The sequence below is a fragment of the Thermincola sp. GK-1 genome (assembly GCF_059412445.1).
This window is the reverse complement of the sequence record NZ_JBSQAT010000008.1, coordinates 82,501-97,727: the sequence shown is the minus strand read 5'-3', so window position 1 is coordinate 97,727 and position 15,227 is coordinate 82,501. Positions and strand designations below refer to the sequence as shown.

17 protein-coding genes and 1 pseudogene are annotated in these 15,227 nt (G+C 42.8%); 4 read left to right on the top strand and 14 right to left on the bottom strand.

Annotated elements, in window-relative coordinates; genetic code table 11:
* The first annotated feature begins 51 nt into the window (after positions 1-51).
* Positions 52-2,490 carry a glycogen/starch/alpha-glucan phosphorylase gene (locus tag ACSNJE_RS09520; RefSeq protein WP_495252542.1) on the top strand — a complete coding sequence of 813 codons (2,439 nt, stop codon included), beginning with the start codon at positions 52-54 and terminating at the stop codon, positions 2,488-2,490.
* A 216-nt stretch (positions 2,491-2,706) separates the two neighbouring features.
* Here ACSNJE_RS09520 and ACSNJE_RS09515 read toward each other — a convergent pair whose 3' ends face one another.
* The gene (locus ACSNJE_RS09515) at positions 2,707-2,841 is read right to left on the bottom strand and encodes a hypothetical protein (protein WP_474773431.1); all 135 of its coding nucleotides are present in this window, start codon (positions 2,839-2,841) and stop codon (positions 2,707-2,709) included.
* Positions 2,842-2,974: 133 nt separating this feature from the next.
* On the opposite strand from ACSNJE_RS09515, the gene ACSNJE_RS09510 reads away from it, so the two are divergent.
* Complete coding sequence (locus tag ACSNJE_RS09510; protein WP_495252541.1) at positions 2,975-3,160, top strand: hypothetical protein; 186 nt, start codon at positions 2,975-2,977, stop codon at positions 3,158-3,160.
* A gap of 207 nt (positions 3,161-3,367) precedes the next feature.
* Here the strand turns inward: ACSNJE_RS09510 and rfbB are convergent, their stop codons facing one another.
* Complete coding sequence (rfbB, locus tag ACSNJE_RS09505) at positions 3,368-4,411, bottom strand: dTDP-glucose 4,6-dehydratase (RefSeq protein ID WP_474774558.1); 1,044 nt, start codon at positions 4,409-4,411, stop codon at positions 3,368-3,370.
* Positions 4,412-4,802: 391 nt separating this feature from the next.
* Between rfbB and ACSNJE_RS09500 the strand changes: the two genes are divergently transcribed.
* Both ACSNJE_RS09500 and ACSNJE_RS09495 read left to right on the top strand, forming a co-directional pair.
* Entirely contained in the window at positions 4,803-5,093 is a 291-nt protein-coding gene (locus tag ACSNJE_RS09500; RefSeq protein WP_495252540.1) for a hypothetical protein, read from the top strand.
* Between the two features lie 12 nt (positions 5,094-5,105).
* The gene (locus ACSNJE_RS09495) at positions 5,106-5,972 is read left to right on the top strand and encodes a stalk domain-containing protein (RefSeq protein ID WP_495252564.1); all 867 of its coding nucleotides are present in this window, start codon (positions 5,106-5,108) and stop codon (positions 5,970-5,972) included.
* 66 nt (positions 5,973-6,038) lie between these two features.
* Here the strand turns inward: ACSNJE_RS09495 and ACSNJE_RS09490 are convergent, their stop codons facing one another.
* The 12 genes and pseudogenes from ACSNJE_RS09490 to ACSNJE_RS09435 all read right to left on the bottom strand — a co-directional run bounded on the left by ACSNJE_RS09490 (position 6,039) and on the right by ACSNJE_RS09435 (position 14,918).
* Complete coding sequence (locus ACSNJE_RS09490) at positions 6,039-6,569, bottom strand: flavodoxin (protein WP_495252539.1); 531 nt, start codon at positions 6,567-6,569, stop codon at positions 6,039-6,041.
* Positions 6,570-6,615: 46 nt separating this feature from the next.
* Positions 6,616-7,267: pseudogene (locus ACSNJE_RS09485) on the bottom strand (aldo/keto reductase).
* 117 nt (positions 7,268-7,384) lie between these two features.
* Entirely contained in the window at positions 7,385-7,771 is a 387-nt protein-coding gene (locus ACSNJE_RS09480) for a MerR family transcriptional regulator (RefSeq protein WP_495252538.1), read from the bottom strand.
* A gap of 359 nt (positions 7,772-8,130) precedes the next feature.
* A complete protein-coding gene (gene larB, locus ACSNJE_RS09475) occupies positions 8,131-8,856 on the bottom strand; it encodes a nickel pincer cofactor biosynthesis protein LarB (RefSeq protein WP_495252536.1) in 726 nt (241 codons plus the stop codon).
* A gap of 19 nt (positions 8,857-8,875) precedes the next feature.
* Complete coding sequence (gene larE, locus ACSNJE_RS09470) at positions 8,876-9,682, bottom strand: ATP-dependent sacrificial sulfur transferase LarE (RefSeq protein WP_474774301.1); 807 nt, start codon at positions 9,680-9,682, stop codon at positions 8,876-8,878.
* 127 nt (positions 9,683-9,809) lie between these two features.
* Entirely contained in the window at positions 9,810-10,232 is a 423-nt protein-coding gene (locus tag ACSNJE_RS09465) for a hypothetical protein (RefSeq protein ID WP_474774283.1), read from the bottom strand.
* 213 nt (positions 10,233-10,445) lie between these two features.
* On the bottom strand, positions 10,446-11,597 hold the full coding sequence (locus ACSNJE_RS09460; RefSeq protein ID WP_495252535.1) for an aldo/keto reductase: 1,152 nt from the start codon (positions 11,595-11,597) through the stop codon (positions 10,446-10,448).
* Between the two features lie 210 nt (positions 11,598-11,807).
* The gene (locus ACSNJE_RS09455) at positions 11,808-12,917 is read right to left on the bottom strand and encodes a DUF362 domain-containing protein (protein ID WP_474774285.1); all 1,110 of its coding nucleotides are present in this window, start codon (positions 12,915-12,917) and stop codon (positions 11,808-11,810) included.
* A gap of 259 nt (positions 12,918-13,176) precedes the next feature.
* Positions 13,177-13,440 (bottom strand): aldo/keto reductase, encoded by a 264-nt coding sequence (locus tag ACSNJE_RS09450; RefSeq protein WP_495252534.1) that lies wholly within the window; start codon positions 13,438-13,440, stop codon positions 13,177-13,179.
* Positions 13,441-13,471: 31 nt separating this feature from the next.
* Entirely contained in the window at positions 13,472-13,636 is a 165-nt protein-coding gene (locus ACSNJE_RS09445; protein ID WP_474774287.1) for an aldo/keto reductase, read from the bottom strand.
* A gap of 69 nt (positions 13,637-13,705) precedes the next feature.
* On the bottom strand, positions 13,706-14,338 hold the full coding sequence (locus ACSNJE_RS09440; RefSeq protein WP_474774288.1) for a flavodoxin family protein: 633 nt from the start codon (positions 14,336-14,338) through the stop codon (positions 13,706-13,708).
* A 43-nt stretch (positions 14,339-14,381) separates the two neighbouring features.
* Complete coding sequence (locus tag ACSNJE_RS09435) at positions 14,382-14,918, bottom strand: flavodoxin family protein (protein ID WP_474774289.1); 537 nt, start codon at positions 14,916-14,918, stop codon at positions 14,382-14,384.
* Between the last annotated feature and the right edge of the window lie 309 nt (positions 14,919-15,227).

The following is a 15,227-nucleotide window of genomic DNA, read 5'->3' as shown; positions in this document are numbered from 1 at the left end:
AATATTGTTTAATATATTATTTCTAAACGGAAGGTGTTGTTGAGGTGATCCATGTTTAAAAATAAAGAAGAATTTAAACAGGCTTTTCTGGAAAAACTGCACACCCTATATGGCGAGTGCCTCGATGAAGCATCCGACCTGGACAAATATAACGCTTTAGGCAGCATGATTCGGGATCACATCGCCAAGTACTGGACGCAGACAAATAAACAGTATCGAAAAAAAGAAGTAAAACAAGTCTACTACTTTTCCATGGAATTCTTGTTGGGCAGGCTGCTCGGGGCAAATCTGATTAACCTGTCGGCAAAAAAGATGTGTGAAGAAGCATTAAAAGAATTAGGCATAGATTTAAACTTACTGGAAAACATAGAACCTGATGCCGGTCTCGGAAACGGCGGTCTCGGCCGCCTGGCAGCTTGTTTTCTTGATTCCCTGGCCTCCCTGAGTCTTCCCGGACATGGCTGCGGTATCCGGTATAAATATGGTTTTTTTGAGCAAAGAATTGTGGACGGTTATCAGGTGGAACTGCCGGATAACTGGCTAAGGGACGGCAACGTGTGGGAAATCCGGAAGGCCGATAATGCCGTGGAAGTCCGGTTCTACGGAAATGTCCGGGTGGAAGAGCAAGACGGCAGGACAGTCTTTATCCATGAAAACTATGAGCCGATAATTGCAGTGCCTTACGACACACCTATTATCGGTTACGAACGCAATACCGTTAATACCCTGCGGTTGTGGAGCGCTGAGCCGGCCATTAAAGATTTTGATTTTTCTTCTTTCAGTCGCGGTGATTATGTCAAGGCGGTAGAATACAGGTCTTCGGTGGAATCTATTTCACAGATACTCTACCCCGATGAAAGCCATTACAAAGGCCGGGAACTACGCCTGAAGCAACAGTATTTTTTCGTTTCAGCCGGACTGCAATGTATTGTTCGCCGCTATAAAAAATACCATGGTTCGCTGAAATGCTTCCACAAAAAAATAGCAATTCATGTTAATGATACCCACCCCGTCCTGGCTATCCCGGAACTAATGCGTATACTGATAGACGAAGAAGGTATGGGCTGGGATGAAGCCTGGGATATAACCGTCAAAACCATCTCATATACCAACCATACAATTTTGACTGAAGCCCTGGAAAAATGGCCCGTCGATATGTTCCGGAACTTACTGCCCAGAATTTACATGATCGTCCACGAAATCAATGAACGGTTCTGCCGGGAACTGTGGAACAAATATCCCGGAGACTGGGACAGAATTCACAAAATGGCTATTATAGCCGACGGCCAGGTCAAAATGGCCCACCTGGCTATCGTTGGAAGTCATAGTATTAACGGCGTATCTAAAATACATACGGAAATCCTGAAGAATCAAGAAATGAAGAACTTTTATGAGGTTTACCCCCACAAGTTCAATAATAAAACCAATGGCGTCACACATAGGAGGTGGCTGCTTAAAGCAAACCCGGCCCTGGCCAACCTAATTTCTGAAACCATTGGCGCTAACTGGATTAAATACCCCATTGACCTGATTAGTCTGGAAAAATACAGGAATGACACAGCTTTCCTCGACAAATTGGCCCAAATCAAACAGCGTAATAAAGCGCAGTTAGCCAAGTATATCAAAGATAAATACAACATCAGCGTAGACCTTTATTCAATCTTTGATGTACAGGTTAAACGAATGCACGCCTATAAGAGACAGTTATTAAATGTACTGCATATTATGGACCTTTACAACCGGCTCCGTGAAAACCCCGATTTGGACATTGTACCCCGAACCTTTATCTTTGGCGCCAAGGCCTCGCCCAGTTACGTTCATGCTAAAACCACTATCAAACTGATTAATACCCTGGCCTCAATGATCAACAATGATAAGCGCATAAAAGATAAAATCAAAGTCATATTCCTGGAGAATTACCGGGTTACCCTGGCCGAAATGATTTTCCCGGCAGCCGATTTAAGCGAACAAATTTCCACCGCCGGCAAAGAGGCCTCGGGCACGGGCAATATGAAATTTATGATGAACGGCGCCGTTACTATTGGCACTATGGATGGCGCGAATATTGAAATTTGCGAGGTGGTAGGCCGCGACAACATTTTTATCTTTGGCCTTACGGCAGAAGAAGTGGCCAACTATTATCACAACGGCGGCTACTGTTCATGGGATGTTTATGCCAAAGACTCAAGGGTAAAAACCGTTGTGGACCAGTTGGTTAACGGTTTCTTCCCGGTAGCCGGCGAAGAATTCCGCATCCTTTATGATGATCTAACTCATAACAATGATCCCTTCTTCGTATTAAAGGATTTTGCTTCATATGCCGATACTCAGTTAGAGGTGGATAAAACCTTCAGGGATAAATATAAATGGCAGAAAATGTCTCTAGTCAACATTGCTCACTCAGGTAAATTCTCCAGCGACAGGACAATCACCGAATATGCCACCCAAATCTGGAAGATTAAACCGGAAATAATTACAAATCCTAGGTGATAGGGTTCCCCGCCAGGTTTTTACATGGAGAGGTGGGTGGGTTCTCATGCTACCGTTAAGAAGCGACTACACCCGCAAACCACAGACAGGAAGGCAGAAAGTTCCCGCATGTTCGAAAATGGCAAAGGGCGCTGTGCTACAAAAAAGAAACTGCCGCTGTGGAAGTAAAACAACCGTTGCTCCGAGGTTACGGGCGGAGACAGTGTAAAACTCCGTTCAGTTGAAATCTCTGAACCCGGCCAAATCGCCGTCCATGGCTCGTGGCCGGGTTTCCGGCGTCCGTGCCGGAAACAGCGATTTCAAGCCCTCACTGTCGTTAACACTGTCTACCCGCCCTCCACCAAGTCGCAACTTATTGTTTTACCTCAACAGCGGCCTCTTACTCCCCCTTACCCACCAAGGAAGGGTGGGTGGGGTGCCAGGGCTACCGTCAAGGAGCGACTGCGCCCGCAAAACCGCAGCCGGGCAGGCAGGGAGTTCCCGCATGTCCGAAGATGGTGAAGGCCGCCGGGAAGTCCGGCACTCAACTTATGTAGGGCGCCCCAGGATGTTGATAAAGGAGGTTAAATGTTTTCCGGAGCGGGGCTTAAATCGTCCATCGGTCCGCGAGCCGCGTAAGCGGGAGCGGTTATCCGATGGAGATTTCGCCCGGAGCGGAGGAATCATTTAACCTCCCCTTTTCCTATCTGCGGCACGCAACATATGCTGAGTGACCGGACGGGAGGCGGCCCGGCTTTTAAGAAATGCTATATGAGCCATCGAGTTCGGGAACGCTGCCTGCCCGGCCAGGTTTTGCAGCACAGAGCTCCGTGGTAGCCGGGTCACCCCACCCACCCTTCCAATAGACGTATCAGAGCGGAGGAAACATTTAACCTCCTTACGTCCCATAGTTCATCTCGAGCCATTTTTTGTAGTCACCTGTTTTCACACTTTCTACCCAATCTTTATTGTGCAGATACCAGTCGATGGTTTTGTTTAATCCGGTTTCAAAAGTTTCCCGCGGCTTCCAGCCTAATTGGTCTCTGATCTTTGTGGCATCAATGGCATAGCGCAGGTCATGACCGGGCCTGTCTTTAACAAAAGTAATAAGTTTTTTGAATTCCTGCGGGTCTTTGTCCAGCTTTTCGCCAAGCAGGTCGCATATCTTGTGTACTATATCAATATTTTTCCACTGGTTATTACCGCCAATATTATATGTCTCTCCAACATTCCCCTTCTCTATGACCGTCCAGATAGCCTCGCAGTGGTCCTCTACAAAAAGCCAGTCCCGCACGTTTTCGCCGGTGCCGTAGACAGGTAAACTTTTTCCTTCCAAGGCATGTAAAATCATCAAGGGAATAAGTTTTTCGGGAAATTGGTAAGGCCCGTAATTGTTGGAACAGTTCGTTACCTTAACAGGCAAGCCATAGGTACGGTGATAAGCCCTGACCAAATGGTCGCTGGAAGCCTTGGAAGCCGAATAAGGGCTACTGGGGTCATATCGGGTTTCTTCCGTAAAATATCCTGTTTCACCCAGCGAACCGTATACCTCGTCGGTACTTACGTGGTGAAACAGTTTCCCCGGCCGGTCTCCCCAGTATTTACGACAGGCTTCCAATAAATTAAAAGTGCCTAAAATATTGGTGTTAATAAAATCAGCCGGCCCCAGGATGCTTCTGTCCACGTGGCTTTCCGCAGCAAAATGGACAACTATGTCCGGTTCGTATTTTTCAAATACGGCAGCCACAGCCGAATAATCGGCTATATCACCGCGCACAAACACATAATTTTGCTTGGCCTGAATATTTTTTAAGTTAAGCAGATTAGCCGCGTATGTCAGCTTGTCGAAGTTTATAAATCGGCAGTCGGGGTACCTGGGTACAAACAGATTCAGGAAATTTGACCCGATAAACCCCGCTCCGCCCGTCACCAGTATTTTCATTTTATCGCTCCTTTATTTTATATTAACTAAATTGTAGTCAATACCTTTAAGCGCCCATAGTTTTTATTTGTTCACCTTTAGACTGTGTGCCCTTTCCTGAAAATATTTAACATTCGTTCCAGAATTCCTGTCTACACCGGGGGCTTTTTCCCACGTACCTGTTTAATTTTTAATGAAAATCAGGTATAATCGGTTACCGCCAGCCTGTTTTTTTCGGATAATTGGCTTTGCTAGCATGTCTTTAAAACTACACCCACTGTGTCCGTCCTGGAACGATTTCTTACAAATTGGAAGTATTTAATAATGTACACGCAGAAAAATGAATAAAAAAGCATGACCGAGTCATAAAAGCAAGACCGTCGTAACAAAGGCTTCATTGAGGTACGTAAACGTGAAAAGAATAATTATAGGTTTCTCGCTAATAATCATGATATTTTCATTCTACGGGGTATCGGCTTGGGCTTCCTCCCCAGATTCCGAAGAATCTGTGACTGATGCGATTTATGCCCCCTCACCGTCTCGGCAAAAATTCGAGAAACTACCAAGTAATGAAACCGGTGTTTTGCCTGCACCGTCATTTCCAAAAACCATGGTCGTGGTTAATAAAGGAGAAAATTCTTTTGTTAAGGTTAAAGCCCTAACAAAAGATCCAAAACAGTTGGAAAAATATATGGAAGTTTGACAAGTAAAAAAAATTATTAAAGACTATCCATCCAAGGCAGGACTGGGGGATAGTTGTATCATAAGTGAGCAAAAAATTTACATTTACAAGAACAATTCGTTAGCAAAATCCTGCATTGTTTCTACGGGAATTGCTAAAATAGGGGCGGGGACTCCAACAGGTACATACTTAATCGGTAGCCGAGGAAAGTCTTTTTACAGTCCGAAATACGGCCAGGGAGGATGGAACTGGATAAGGTTTAACCATGGATACCTTTTCCACAGTGTACCTTTTGATAAGCATGGAAAATTGATTCAAGCGGAAGCAAAAAAACTCGGCAGTCAGGCTTCCCACGGATGTGTAAGGTTGTCACTTGAAGATTCGAAATGGTTATACTACAACATCCCAAAGGGGACCCCGGTCATCATTCAAGACCAAATACCGGTTGAGTTTGAACAGAAACTTTCACCTCCGTTGAAGACGGTTGTGAAGATTAACGGCAATGAGCAGCAATATGACCTTGCACCGATCAAAGACGGTGGAGTTTATGCTGTGCCACTTCGCAAATTTATAGATTCAATAAAGGGCGAGTTAGGTGATTGGGACCCAGATAAACGTGCCATCACTGTCAAGGCTGCAGACGTAAGTATAGAGGTAACGGTTGGTAGTAAGGTGGCTAAAGTTAATGGCAAAGAAATTGATATGCCTTTAGAACCTAAAATCATAAACGGCACCATGTACATACCTTTAAGATTTATTGCTGAATCTTTTGGCTGCGAGGTAAGCTTTATACGTAGTGGAAATGAAAAATCAGGGATATTGGAAACAGTTGATATAAATTCCCCTATTCAGCCTGCGGACAAATTTAAATTCCCGGAAGCCGGGAATAGGGGGAAATAATTGATATACATCTCCGACCGCAGCCCGGCGGGCAGGTTTCCTTCACAGTAGACAGCCCCTTTTCGTTTATGGTATCAAATCAAGTTTTTTAAGCCAGTTTGCAACATCCTTGTCTGCTCTGTTAACACTGCCGCCTCGAATCGTTAAACCAGGCAGCACCTTTGCATTCGGACAAATTTTCTTGATATCGCGCTCACTACTTCCCATTCCACTACCTTCATGTGTGCAAAATGGAACAATAGTCTTTCCTGAAAAATCATAGGACTCTAAAAACGTAAATACCGCCATCGGCATCGTTCCCCACCAATTCGGATACCCGATATAAATCACATCATAAGAATCCATATCTTCTACTATTTCTTTAAGCTCAGGTCTGGCGTTTTCCCTCTTTTCTTCCTGTGCTACATTTGTTGTTTCCGTATAATCTTCCGGATAAGATTTTACTGTTTTAATTTGGAACATGTCGCTTCCTGTTAATTCCTGTATTTTCTTTGCTATTACTTCTGTGTTTCCAATTGGCAGGTTTACAATACTACCTCCCACATAATTATTTCCTTTGCGTGAAAAATAAGCGATAAGGCTTTTTGAATTTGCCATTTCTAATCCCTTCCTTTCTAATCAAGCATCTTTTTTATTCTTCCTATTAAATATCAAATTTAACGTTACTAAGCCATTTCACGATTTCCGGATCGTTATGTGAAAAGAAGCAGCTTTTTTTCGTATTCAATGTTGCAATTCTTTCCATATCGTCCTGGCTTAACTCAAAGTCAAAAATATTTAAGTTTTCAATAATTCTTTCTTTGTGAACAGACTTTGGAATCGCAACCACTCCTCTTTGCGTCAACCAGCGTAAAACCACCTGGGCAACTGATTTGTTATACTTTTCCGACAGTGATACCAAAACTTCGTTCTGAAACAAATTATTTCTTCCTTCCGCAAAAGGAGCCCAGGACTCAATTTGTACATTGTACTCTTTCATCAGTTTAGCACTTTCTATTTGCTGACAGAATGGATTTGTTTCAACCTGATTTACGGCAGGAACCACTTCATTATGAACAATCAAATCCACCAAACGATCCATCGGAAAGTTACTAACCCCAATCGCCCTAATTTTCCCCTCACGATACAGTTCCTCCATAGCACGCCAAGAACCATATACATCGCCAAACGGCTGATGGATTAAATACAAACGCGTCATAAACACACTGTTCGCATTCCTTTGCGTCGTTGATCTGATAAACGCCAAAGCCCAAAATAGGCATCGCGACACCATTGTTCAAAATTACGTTTTGCATTAAAAATCCTCCTTTGATTTAACAAGCTGCATAGCTTGATGCTCATTACCCACTTTACTTGGAATTTCCGCCTTCCCTAGAACTAGCAGAAAGCACCAATACTTTTTGCCCATAAAATTAATTTTCCGATCTCTTTAGTTCTTTTTCTTTTTCAACTACTACCTGTTCATATACTGCAATTTTATAATTCAGGCGTTCCAGTGTTTTCTGCATATCTTCCATTCTTGTAATTAATTGCTTACGCTGCTCGATTAAGAGTTCTTTTCTGGCCTCAATGGTCGCATCACCCTGTTGAAACAGCTCGACATACTCAATCAATACTTCAATCGGAAGACCTGCATTCCGCATACATATGATAAACTCGACCCACTTACAGTCTTCTTCAGTATAATCCCTGATTCCGCTTTTATTGCGGTTCACACGTGGAATTAGTCCGATGCGTTCATAATAGCGGAGTGTATCCTGTGAAATATTAAATTTTACACTTACTTCTGCAATCGTCATGTGATTTCACCTCCTGACAACCGATATCATAACACCTGGAGTTAGCTCCAAGTCAAGGGTTATTAAATAAGTAGCTGTGCCCTGCACATTGTTTAATTGCCAAAAAATTTAACTGCCTGTTTCATTTTATTAATAACATCCATACCAAATGGATAATTTTGCATACACAACCCGCATTCTATGCACTCACTTGCTTGATGTTCTAACAAGTCATAATGATTCTTTAATGTTTCTGGAACACCTTCTTGAATTAATGCTAAATCTAACCTGTTTCGACTGCTCTAAAAGCAATATCCGGATTATGGATTGATATTCCTAAAGACTTAATAACCCCTTGTTCTTTGAATTTTTTTGCATATTTATTTCTCCATTAACAATGTTATCAAAATCTTTTTGATCATCATCTCCATCACTGCCGGTACATTGAGCATGGTCAGAAGTGCCGAAAGCCCTCCGAAATTCGCTCCATATCCCACACTGGTTGGCACGGCAATAACAGGCTTGTCTACCAGTCCACCGACAACGCTGGCCAAGGGGCCCTCCATTCCGGCCACAACAATAAGCACATTTGCCCGCATAAGGTGGTCGGTATTGGTAAGCAGGCGGTGTATACCCGCAACTCCAACATCGTAGAGCCTGTCCACTCTGTTGCCGAGGGTCTCGGCAGTGATTGCAGCCTCTTCCGCCACAGGAATATCCGAGGTTCCGACAGTTACAACCGCTATAATTTTATCGGTAACAACTATATCTCTTCTTTTTACTACAACAATCCTGGCGGCTTCATAATAAACCGCATCACTGGTCACTTCCAGTATACCTTCATATACTTCCTTCCCGGCCCTGGTGGCAAGTATATTGTTATTGCGCTCCATGAGCTTTAGAACAATTGACTTTATCTGATCAACAGTTTTACCCTCGCAGAATATGACTTCGGGGTAACCGTTACGGATATTTCTGTGATGGTCAACTTTTGCAAATCCAAGATCTTCGAAAGGAAGCTTTTTAAGCTCTCCGTGAGCCTCTTCCACACCCATACGGCCTTCTTTCACATTTTCGAGAAGTTTCTTAAGGGCATCTCCATCCATAATAAGCACCTCTCTTATATTAGAGTATTGTTTCATTCATACTTCCGGTCCTGTAGCCCTTCAAATCAAGAGCCGTATAGCTAAAGCCTATCTTCCTGAATTCAGCATAAACCCTGTCCATAAGCTCCTCATTAAAGAATTTTATACGCTCTCCTGCAGCAACCTCTATTCTGGCTATTTCTCCATGATGACGCACCCTCACCTGTTTAAAGCCCTCATCCAGCAAGAATTGTTCTGCTTTATCCACCATTTCAAGCTTCTCTCTTGTTATTTCCTGTCCATATGGAAACCTTGATGACAAGCATGCAAAGGCCGGTTTGTCCCAGGTTGGAAGATTCATCTCTTTCGAAAGTATACGTATATCCTCCTTAGTCATTCCGGCTTCTCTCAAGGGGCTTACTACTTCCAGTTCCTTCACAGCCATTATACCGGGCCTATAATCTCCCATGTCATCTACATTAGAACCGTCAGCGATATATTTAATGCCGTTTTCCACAGCAATATCCCGTATCTTAGAAAACAGTTCTTTCTTGCAGTAATAACAGCGGTTTACGGGATTTTTGGAGAAGCCGTCAATGTCCAGCTCCTCAGACACGATGACCATATGTCTGGCACCTAGCTTTTCAATAAAGCTGACAGCTTCCCTGTATTCCCTTTCAGGATACGTAGATGAGCGGGCAGTCACTGCCAAAACATTTTCCTTGAGTTCATCATAGGCAACCTTGAGGAGAAATGTACTGTCTACACCACCTGAAAAGGCAACAACCAGACTTTCCATATTTCTAAGGTTTTCTTTTAAGATATCTAATTTTTCAGTAAGATTCATTTTAATCTCCCTTTCCTTTTCAATTGCCAGCCTGCTTAACATATTTTGCCTCACTAAGTCTTCCTCTTTCCTAATTTAATAACTTTACCTTCCCCTTAACCTCCCGAGTAGAGGATAGCACATGGAGTTAACTCCATGTCAACACTCTTTTGGCCCTTTTTGAAAATAGCTGTGCAAGAAAAGTTTGGCAGAATAAAGGAAGTGGTAAGCACCACTTCCTAAATTTACGGCTTAAGAACATCATTGCCGAGGTCGAAATGTACTGTCTACACCTTAACCAGGTTATATTTTTGGCTGCCAAGGCCAAGTTTTTCCGCATAATTGAGCAGATGCAGTCACAATCAACCGACAGATTATTAAGCACGTTAATGTACACAATATTATTGCCCTTGTCGTCAATGACTGCCTTTGTGCACTCCGCTGTCCTCTCCAAAAATTGATCTCCTGCTCCTTCAAATATGTTGCCTTCAGCTGATCCGGTGTGTACAATCGTTTTCCCCTTCACGGATGACATTCCAATAAACTTCCTCCTAGTAATCTTCCTAGCCATGGTGAATCAATCTCCGTTCCTTTTATTATCTCAATGGTGCCTTTAATGTTGCTCGGCACCCCTTCATCATCATTTCCAATGTCATAGTTTCACCTCTGCAACACAACTAATGCAGCCCCGATCCAACTAAGCGCTAATATCGTCGGGGCAGGTGCCCAAGCCGCTATAGCCAAAAGTATAAGCAAGAGAATGGTGACGAAGGAATGTTAGGCTTTATTCCAATGCCGCTCTTATATTTTTTAATTCTTCTCTAATGGCAATTTTTTGTGGACAGTGCTGTTCACATCTTCCACATTGAACACAATTTGATGCCCTTGCCTCTTTAACCAAGTTCATATTATACTGCATTTTAGTGAATTCCAGAGTATCAAACAGATAAGCATTGTTATAAAAGGAAAAATTTTGCGGGATATCCACCCCGACAGGGCAAGGCATACAATATCTACAACCCGTACAGTTAATTTTCATCTTTTCTTTTAAAGTTTTCTTTGCAAAATCCACTAACTCCATTTCTTCTTTAGTTAATGAATTGGCTGCTCCTTCATTAGCTGTATTTATGTTATCTACCACATGTTCCAGAGTAGTCATGCCACTTAGAACTACTGAAACCTCCGGATGATTCATTACCCACCTAAGTGCCCACTGAGCAGGTGTCCTTTTTATCGGAGCTTCGTTCCAAGCGTCTAAAATTTCTTTCGGCAATTTGTTAACCAAGCTGCCGCCCCTTAAAGGTTCCATAATTGAAATGCCTAATCCTTTGTTAGCGGCATATTCCAATCCTTTTTTACCCGCCTGATAATTTTCATCTAAATAGTTATATTGAATTTGGCAAAAAGACCAATCATAAGAATCTACGATTTCTATAAATGAATCAATGTTATCATGGAAAGAAAAGCCTGCATGTTTGATTTTTCCGTCTTTTATTGCTTTATCTAAGAATTCACCTACACCTAATTTTTTCAATTTTTGCCAGACACTTTTGTTAAGAGCATGAAGTAAATAAAAATCTATCGTATTGGTTTCAAGACGTTTAAGCTGTTCATCCAATAATCTATTCATATCTTCTCTTGTCTGAACCAGCCAAACAGGAAGCTTCGTTGCTATTTTAACGCGCTCTTTATATCCATCCCTTAACGCCCTGGCTACGAAAGGTTCACTCTCTCCCCCCTTGTCAAATCCTGAACCATGATAGGGATATGCCGTATCAATATAATTCACACCATTATCAATTGCGTACCTTATCATTTTTATTGCTTTCTCTTCATCAATTTTGGCATAAATCCCATCAACGACAGGTAATCTCATACATCCAAAACCCAAAACTGAAACCTCTTCATTTGTTTTACCAAATTTTCTATACAACATCTTTCCATCTCTCCCTTATTTAAAATTTGGTTTGCCAGGATATCTTTATCCCTAAATCAAAGTCTACCACTTGGAGTTAAGTCTAAGTCAAGCCTTCTTTAATAGGCGCACAATTAAATTTAAATGCACACAGCAAAGCCCCGCCGTAGCGGGGCTGGTTCGTTTTTCCAATCTCTTTTTGGAGAGATTAAAATTTCTGCTTTCTCTACTCTATAGAACAACTAGTTCATAGTCGCGGCTGCCTAATCCTATTTCTTCTCCGTAGCGTAATTGGACCGTTGCGTCTATATATGATCTCAAACAATGAAACTTGTCTGCACCAGCCTCGCAGTCAGACGGAAGCAAAGACTCGGATAAACCAATCTGTTTATTCACCAGGTCGAAACTCGCCTGGTCAATGGCTACCGGATCTGTTGACGCCAGAAAACCTATATCGGGAACAATGGGAGCATCGCTCCATCCCGCGCAGTCGCAATCAGGGGTAATATTTACAAGAAAATTGATATAGCCGATATGCTGCTCGTGAGCCTTGGCCACCCCATAGGCGTATTCAGTCATTCTTTCAAGAAAGGCCGGAATTTCGGTTGCCCAATCCAGTTCAATGGCCTTTACAGGACACGTGGTTAAACATTCACCACAACCGATGCAGCTATCCGGGGAAATTTCCGCCTTCTTATCACCGGTAAGAGTGCTGGCCTTCTCCGGACAGACAGAGCAACACTGCGCACAACCAATACATTTTTCTTGATTAACGACCATCCTGGAGCCATGTTGTTCTTTTTTTCCGGTTGCCGTCGCCCCACCCATGGCAAGATTTTTTATGGCGCCGCCAAAACCTGCCATTTCATGACCTTTAAAATGCGATAACACAATAACACTGTCAGCGCTAACAATATCCCTGGCCAGTTTTACCTTGCTAAAATGTTTTTTATTGATCTCAATTTCCATAAAATTTTCACTACGTAATCCGTCTGCAATAATCAGCGGAGCACCGGTAACAGTATAATCAAAACCATGTTCCATCGCTGTAAGCAAATGATCCACTGCATTATGGCGGCTACCTGAATACAAGGTATTGGTATCAGTCAAGAATGGCTTGGCGCCGTTGCTTTTGACTTTATCCACCACTTGCCGCACAAATACAGGGTTTATAAAACTATCGTTGCCGTGTTCTCCAAAATGAAGTTTAATAGCCGTAAGGTCATCTTTTTGAATAAGATCGTTTAAACCGGCGTGATCAAATAAGTTTCTAATCTTACTAATCTTATTTTCCTCATGTGTTCTGGATCGCAAATTGCAGAAATAAACTTTACTTGACATATTCCTCATCCTTTCAAAAATAGGTTTTGGGCATATGCTAATTATTGATTCGCTTTAGTAGCCAAGCCATATTTTCGCCAAGAATCCGCATATTTTTCATACCTTCTTCATCATGTTCAACATCACCAGGCTCCTTACCATAAACCATATTCCAATAGCTAGCTCCCACTAAAAAGGTTTGGGCATAATGGAGAAAGTGATTCATTATTTAACGAGCACTATATTTTGACAGCCTAAAGTTAAAAAAAATTATTACCCGTTATTTGCCCGTTCTATTTGCGTAATCAGAACCTGCAGGATAGCGTTCTCCTGAAATCTTGATCTCCGAGAGCGCGTCGTTCAAATCACTTAGCTCCTCGCGAGTCAGCTCAATGTCCGCTGCGCCAATATTTTCTTCCAGGCGCTTCAATTTGCGTCTTCCTGGAATCGGAACAATCCATAGCTTTTGTGCAAGCACCCACGCCAGAGCGATTTGAGCCGGCGTTGCGTTTTTCCCTGCAGCAACCTTCTTGATAAGTTCCACTAAGACCTGATTTGCTTCGAGATTCTCCGGTTTAAAAGCGGGGAACAATGCTGCGGAAGTCGGAGCTAACAAATGTTGCATTCTTATCAATTTTTCCGGTAAGGAAACCCTTGCCCAGCGGGCTGAAAGGAACGAAGCCGATTCCGAGTTCCTCCAGGGTAGGCAGCAGTTCTTCTTCAGGACTGCTCCACATCATTGAATATTCACTTTGAATTGCAGTGAGCGGCTGAACCACGTATGCGCGGCGAGGTTAACCACTTGAGTTTTACCGGATGAAGTTGGTTCTTATGGTCTTTTCCCGCTCCGGGAACGGAACACCGGCTTTGATACCCGCCTCTTTGCATTTTAAGAACCAGGCCATATTCCTTCCTAAGATACGCATCGTTTGCAATCCCTCTAAATCTTGTTTAACGTCCTCTGGTGTAAATCCGTGTACCATGTTCCAATACCCTGATGATATTACAGGCATTTCTGTCATAGTGAAATATTTATTCAGCTGGTCGAAGGTCGCGGTCGTCCCTGCCCTTCTGGCTGAAACAACGGCAGCTGCTGGTTTTAGGTAAAAAGTTTGCTTTCCAGAGCAGTGATCCGTATAGAAAGCACGGTCTAAGAATGAAGTAATGGCACCTCCTGCAGATGCATAATGCACGGGGGAACCAAATATAAATCCGTCTGCGTCTTTGGCAATCTCGAGAAATTCATTTACTTTGTCAGAAAATACACACTGCCCTGTCTTTTGGCAATGTCCACAGGCAATACATCCGGATAACGGCTTGTTTCCGATTTGAAAGATTTCGGTTTCAATTCCTTCTGCATTCAACGTTTTAGCCACTTCTACTAATGCCGTATACGTACATCCTTTTTCATGGGGACTCCCATTTACTAATATCACTTTCATCTTTATGCCTCCTGTTGATATTTGAACTTATTCTTTCATCTTGTCATACACTTCTTCCCATTTCATAAGCCTCTTTCATGGCAGGGTTTCCGATGATGTCACCTTTGCGCCATGCGCCAACACCGTAGACAACGCCCTTTTCTTTGGCACCGTCCAAGCATATAGTAAATCCGCGAAAGCCGTCAAGCGTCCTTTCCATGGACTGCTTACTGCTGTCGGCAGCGGCAACAATGAAATAGAACTCTTTGCCTGTAATTTCTTCATATCTCGGCACCGTTCGATCAATCAGTGTTTTCATCTGAGCGTTCATCGTATAGAAGTAAACCGGCGTCGCCATAACGATCACATCAGCGGCGATTATTTTCTCTAAAATTTCCGCCATATCATCCTTCTGAACACACTTGTGAGTGTCGTAGCAGGCCTCGCACCCATTGCAGCAACCAATCTTTTTATCTCTTAAAAATATCTTTTCCGTCTGATTGCCCGCTTCCTGTGCACCAAGTATAAACTGATCACACAGCAAATCGGAATTACCACCTTTACGCGGGCTGGCGGACAGCACCAATACTTTTTTACTCATTGAAATTATCCTCCATATTCTTAAGTTTCTCTAGTCATGGTCAGCATTATTACATCAATAACGTTCTTTCTATGCTTGCGTGCAATGACCATGTGGATGCCCTGTTCGGCAAGATTTTTCGTATAAGGCACATGGAAATCATAGAGGGAAGCAGCAACGAATTTAGTTAATTTTTTCAATTGTAACCGTAAAATCAAGTGCTTTGGTCATTCGATTCATTTAGTGACACAGCTGGTTCCCTTGCAAAAGGTTTACTATCCACTATTTCAGTTGGTGGACTTGCAGCCTCAGTTTCTGGCGGCGGGCTTT

What these genes read in the sequence shown, in the direction of transcription:
- ACSNJE_RS09480 (WP_495252538.1), bottom strand. Translation starts at nt 7,771, where the DNA reads ATGACGATTGCAGAAGTAAGTGTAAAATTTAATATTTCACAGGATACA.
- ACSNJE_RS09435 (WP_474774289.1), bottom strand. Translation starts at nt 14,918, where the DNA reads ATGAGTAAAAAAGTATTGGTGCTGTCCGCCAGCCCGCGTAAAGGTGGT.
- rfbB (WP_474774558.1), bottom strand. Translation starts at nt 4,411, where the DNA reads ATGAAAATACTGGTGACGGGCGGAGCGGGGTTTATCGGGTCAAATTTC.
- ACSNJE_RS09490 (WP_495252539.1), bottom strand. Translation starts at nt 6,569, where the DNA reads ATGGCAAATTCAAAAAGCCTTATCGCTTATTTTTCACGCAAAGGAAAT.
- ACSNJE_RS09440 (WP_474774288.1), bottom strand. Translation starts at nt 14,338, where the DNA reads ATGAAAGTGATATTAGTAAATGGGAGTCCCCATGAAAAAGGATGTACG.
- larB (WP_495252536.1), bottom strand. Translation starts at nt 8,856, where the DNA reads ATGGATGGAGATGCCCTTAAGAAACTTCTCGAAAATGTGAAAGAAGGC.
- ACSNJE_RS09460 (WP_495252535.1), bottom strand. Translation starts at nt 11,597, where the DNA reads ATGTTGTATAGAAAATTTGGTAAAACAAATGAAGAGGTTTCAGTTTTG.
- ACSNJE_RS09445 (WP_474774287.1), bottom strand. Translation starts at nt 13,636, where the DNA reads ATGATGTGGAGCAGTCCTGAAGAAGAACTGCTGCCTACCCTGGAGGAA.
- ACSNJE_RS09510 (WP_495252541.1), top strand. Translation starts at nt 2,975, where the DNA reads ATGTCCGAAGATGGTGAAGGCCGCCGGGAAGTCCGGCACTCAACTTAT.
- ACSNJE_RS09520 (WP_495252542.1), top strand. Translation starts at nt 52, where the DNA reads ATGTTTAAAAATAAAGAAGAATTTAAACAGGCTTTTCTGGAAAAACTG.
- larE (WP_474774301.1), bottom strand. Translation starts at nt 9,682, where the DNA reads ATGAATCTTACTGAAAAATTAGATATCTTAAAAGAAAACCTTAGAAAT.
- ACSNJE_RS09455 (WP_474774285.1), bottom strand. Translation starts at nt 12,917, where the DNA reads ATGTCAAGTAAAGTTTATTTCTGCAATTTGCGATCCAGAACACATGAG.
- ACSNJE_RS09465 (WP_474774283.1), bottom strand. Translation starts at nt 10,232, where the DNA reads ATGGCTAGGAAGATTACTAGGAGGAAGTTTATTGGAATGTCATCCGTG.